Raw genomic sequence first — 3,533 nt, forward strand, 5'->3', positions numbered from 1 at the left:
CTGCGGTGGCTGTCATGCGAGCACTGAAGCGAACGCTGGACCCGAATAACATTCTCAACCCGGGCAAGATTTTCGATTAGCCCGCCTGCGGGCGAGTCTTAACGCTCGCCACAAACCTGCAATCTGACCGCGACGATTCTGTAAAGCGCCGGGCGCATAGTCGCTCAACACAATGCGCCATTGCAGAGGAGTTGCCATGCGTTCGCAGTCCGTGTTGCTCGCAGCCGCGGTAGCGGCCACGTTTGCGGGAGTCGCGCAGTCGCACGACCAATCCCACTCTAACGAACAGGACTCTTACCAGGAGCGTGGCGAAGGCATCGCGGCTCGTAGTAAGGCGGCCGAACGCCTGACCTGGCGTGATTCCCGGTGGAAGCACGACCCGGTGGTGAAGATCAAACTGCTGGGCATCAATGATTTTCATGGTCAACTTTCACCACGCGCAGTCGGGACTCGCCCGGCAGGCGGCGCTGCGGTACTCGCGGCTTATCTGAAGACTGCCGGTGCAGCAGCGGAGGACGGAGCATTCATCGTGCACGCCGGCGATCACGTCGGCGCGTCGCCGCCGAACTCGGCGCTGTTACAAGATGAGCCGGCCATCGGCGTGCTGAATGAACTGGCCAATAAGCACTGTTTGCCAGCGCGCCTGTTCCGCAAGCTTCCCTACGACATCCAGGCTTACACGCAGCCGCGTTGTAACATCGTCGGCACCCTCGGCAATCACGAATTCGACGAAGGCATCGGCGAAGCACTGCGCCTGGTGTATGGCGGCAATCACGAAGATGGGCCGTTCATCGACAAGCGCTGGCAAGGCGCGCAGTTTCCATACATCGGCGCCAACGTGATCGATCAAACCACGGGTCGCTCGGTGCTGCCGCCACATACAGTGAAAATTGTGGACGGCGTGCGCATCGGCTTCATCGGCGCAGTGCTCAAGGAAACCCCCACCATCGTGACGCCCACGGGCGTAGCTGGCCTGCAGTTCATCGATGAGGCCAGCGCCATCAACGCCTCGGTGAAAGTGCTGAAGAGCCAAGGCGTAAAGACCATCATCGTGACCATCCATCAGGGCACAGGCCAGAGCAGTTACACCGGTCCGACCGATCCGGAAGTGCTGCCGCCGACCGGCCCCATTGCGGACATCGTCAAACGTTTGGATAGCGAAGTGGACGTGGTGGTCTCCGGCCACGCCCATGGCTTCACCAATGCGCTGGTGCCGAACCAGCAGGGCAAACAAATATTGGTGACCCAGGCGTTCTCGGCCAGCACGGCTTACGGCGACATCGACCTGTCGATCAGCCGCAAGAGTGCCGACGTGGTAGAAAAATCCGCCGCTATCGTGACGACCTGGGGCGACGAGGGTCCGGGCCTGGTGCCTGACGTGACCGTCGCCGAGTTGGTAGCGCAGGCGGATGAGCGCGTTGGCCCGCTGGTGAATCGCATCGTCGGTACCGTGACGACTGCGTTGACCCGAACCGAGAGCAGCGCCGGCGAATCGTCGCTCGGCAATTTGATCGCCGATGCGCAGCGTGTGACGACGAATGCCGATTTTGCATTCATGAATCCGGGTGGGATTCGGGCCGATCTCGCGGCCGGCGAAGTGAGCTGGGGTGAGTTGTTCACCATTCAGCCGTTCGGTAACGATCTGGTCTCGATGGATCTCAGCGGGGCGCAGATCAAGACGCTGTTGGAACAGCAGTGGCAGGGCCAGGCGTTCCCTCGCATCTTGAAGACCTCGGGGTTGACGTACACCTGGGACAATACGCGCCCTGTCGGCGATCGGGTGACGCAGATACTTGCAGCCGACAGCACACCGCTCGATCCGGCGGCGACCTACCGGGTGACGGTGAATAGTTTCATTGCGGCCGGCGGCGATAATTTCTTGGTGTTGCCGCAGGGGACGAATCGGGTGATCGGGCCGGTCGACCTGGGCGCGCTGGTCGACTATGTGGAGTCGTTGCCGCAGCCTTTCAGTGCGCAGGTGGAAGGGAGGATTCTGCGGCTGAATTGATTTCCTCTCGCCTGAACTCGCGCCGCGGTATCCTTGCCGGCAGTCGTCACACGAATGACTCACCTGTGTCACAACTGCCGTCGGAAATTACAGATGCTCGGCCCAAGCCGATGCCTGCCGTGCTCGCCGAGAGCCTGGGGGCGGATCGGGGCTTGATCTGTGGGTTCCGGTTGCGGCCGAACGCGGCGCCTCAGGAAATTCCGGCGGAAGAGGTGGCGCCGGCATTGTTACAAATTCGTGGCACGGCCGATGCCGTCATCTGGTTGCATTTCAATCTGAGCGATGCGCGCGCCCGGCGCTGGCTGCTCGAGGCAACGTTCCTGCCGGAAGCCCTGAGGGAACTGTGGCGGGATCATGACGGTAATCGGCGGGTGGAATTGGTCGATGACGGCCTGTTGCTGGTGGTCAACGATTTCTCTTATGACGATGCGTCCGACCCTTCCGAAGTCGCACCGCTGTGGTGCTTCGCCAGCCCGCATCTACTGATCACCGCGCGGCTGCATCCGCTCAAGAGTGCCGACGAGTTGCGTCAGCAGATGCGCTCGAATTTCTCGGCAACCTCAGGTATCGACCTGGCGACCCAGTTGCTGGACATTCGTACCAGCCGAGTCAAGCGGCTGGCCGACGAAATGACCGACCAGCTGGATGACATCGAAGACAAGATTCTGGCCGGCAACATCGAACAACAACGCGAGCTGTTGGGCCGAAACCGTCGTCTATGCGCCCGGCTGCGGCGGCAGTTTGCGCCGGAGCGGGCGGACTTGAATCGGTTCCTGCATCGGCCCACCGGCGAGCTGGAGCCGGCGGATCGCGAGGCGCTGCAGTCGTGCACTGACTCGTTGGCATTTGCGCTGGAAGAAATCTCCGAGCTGTACGAGCGCGCCAAGCTACTCCAAGAAGAGTTGGCGTCGCGGCTGGCCGAGAACACCGGCCGTAACTTATATGTCTTGTCCATCCTCACCGCGGTGCTGTTGCCGATGACCTTGGTCACCGGCATCTTCGGCATGAACGTCGGTGGCATGCCGGGCTTGCACGCCGGCCACGCGTTTTGGTGGGTGATGCTGCTGATCCTCGCCAGCGGCGCCGTCACGCTCGCCGCATTCTTCTGGCGCCGCCTGCTGTAACTCACTCTCGAATCGAGCCGCTAGCGACTACTGAAAACAGCCGAATAGGGCTGTGTTTTCGTGTCATACATTCGTGTGCACAGTCGATGTCCGCATTGTCACGGTGATGTCATCCGCGTCCAGTATCAAGGCGCGACTTCACCGCGAGGGTCATCGTGTCGCTGCGTTCCTCCATCGTTACACTTTTATATCTGTCGGCCATCGTCAGCCCTCGGCTGTTCGCTCAGCAGGTCGGCGTTGAAAGTTCACCCGAGAATTTACAAGACACCTTCAACATCAACGAATACCGGGTGCTCGGCAATACAGTCTTGCCAGCCACGGAGATCGAGACGGCGGTGTATCCGCATCTCGGCGACCGCAAGACCATTGGCGACGTCGAGGTGGTGCGCCAGCAGTTGGAG

The 3,533-nt window shown here is 61.1% G+C and carries 3 protein-coding genes and 1 pseudogene; all 4 read left to right on the top strand.

The genetic code is table 11. The features are described 5' to 3' along the window. Nucleotides 1-5: 5 nt before the first annotated feature. Entirely contained in the window at nucleotides 6-80 is a 75-nt protein-coding gene (locus tag JNL55_RS37370; RefSeq protein WP_415923018.1) for an FAD-linked oxidase C-terminal domain-containing protein, read from the top strand. A gap of 116 nt (nucleotides 81-196) precedes the next feature. Beyond that, nucleotides 197-2,008 (top strand): bifunctional metallophosphatase/5'-nucleotidase, encoded by a 1,812-nt coding sequence (locus JNL55_RS06470; RefSeq protein WP_293850928.1) that lies wholly within the window; start codon nucleotides 197-199, stop codon nucleotides 2,006-2,008. 65 nt (nucleotides 2,009-2,073) lie between these two features. Next, a complete protein-coding gene (locus JNL55_RS06475) occupies nucleotides 2,074-3,132 on the top strand; it encodes a CorA family divalent cation transporter (protein WP_293850931.1) in 1,059 nt (352 codons plus the stop codon). A gap of 155 nt (nucleotides 3,133-3,287) precedes the next feature. Further along, nucleotides 3,288-3,533 (top strand): annotated as a pseudogene (locus JNL55_RS06480) (ShlB/FhaC/HecB family hemolysin secretion/activation protein); the annotation flags it as partial.

Origin of the sequence: Steroidobacter sp. (assembly GCF_016790065.1) — a bacterium.
Lineage (GTDB): Bacteria > Pseudomonadota > Gammaproteobacteria > Steroidobacterales > Steroidobacteraceae > Steroidobacter.

What these genes read in the sequence shown, in the direction of transcription:
- JNL55_RS06470 (WP_293850928.1), top strand. Translation starts at nt 197, where the DNA reads ATGCGTTCGCAGTCCGTGTTGCTCGCAGCCGCGGTAGCGGCCACGTTT.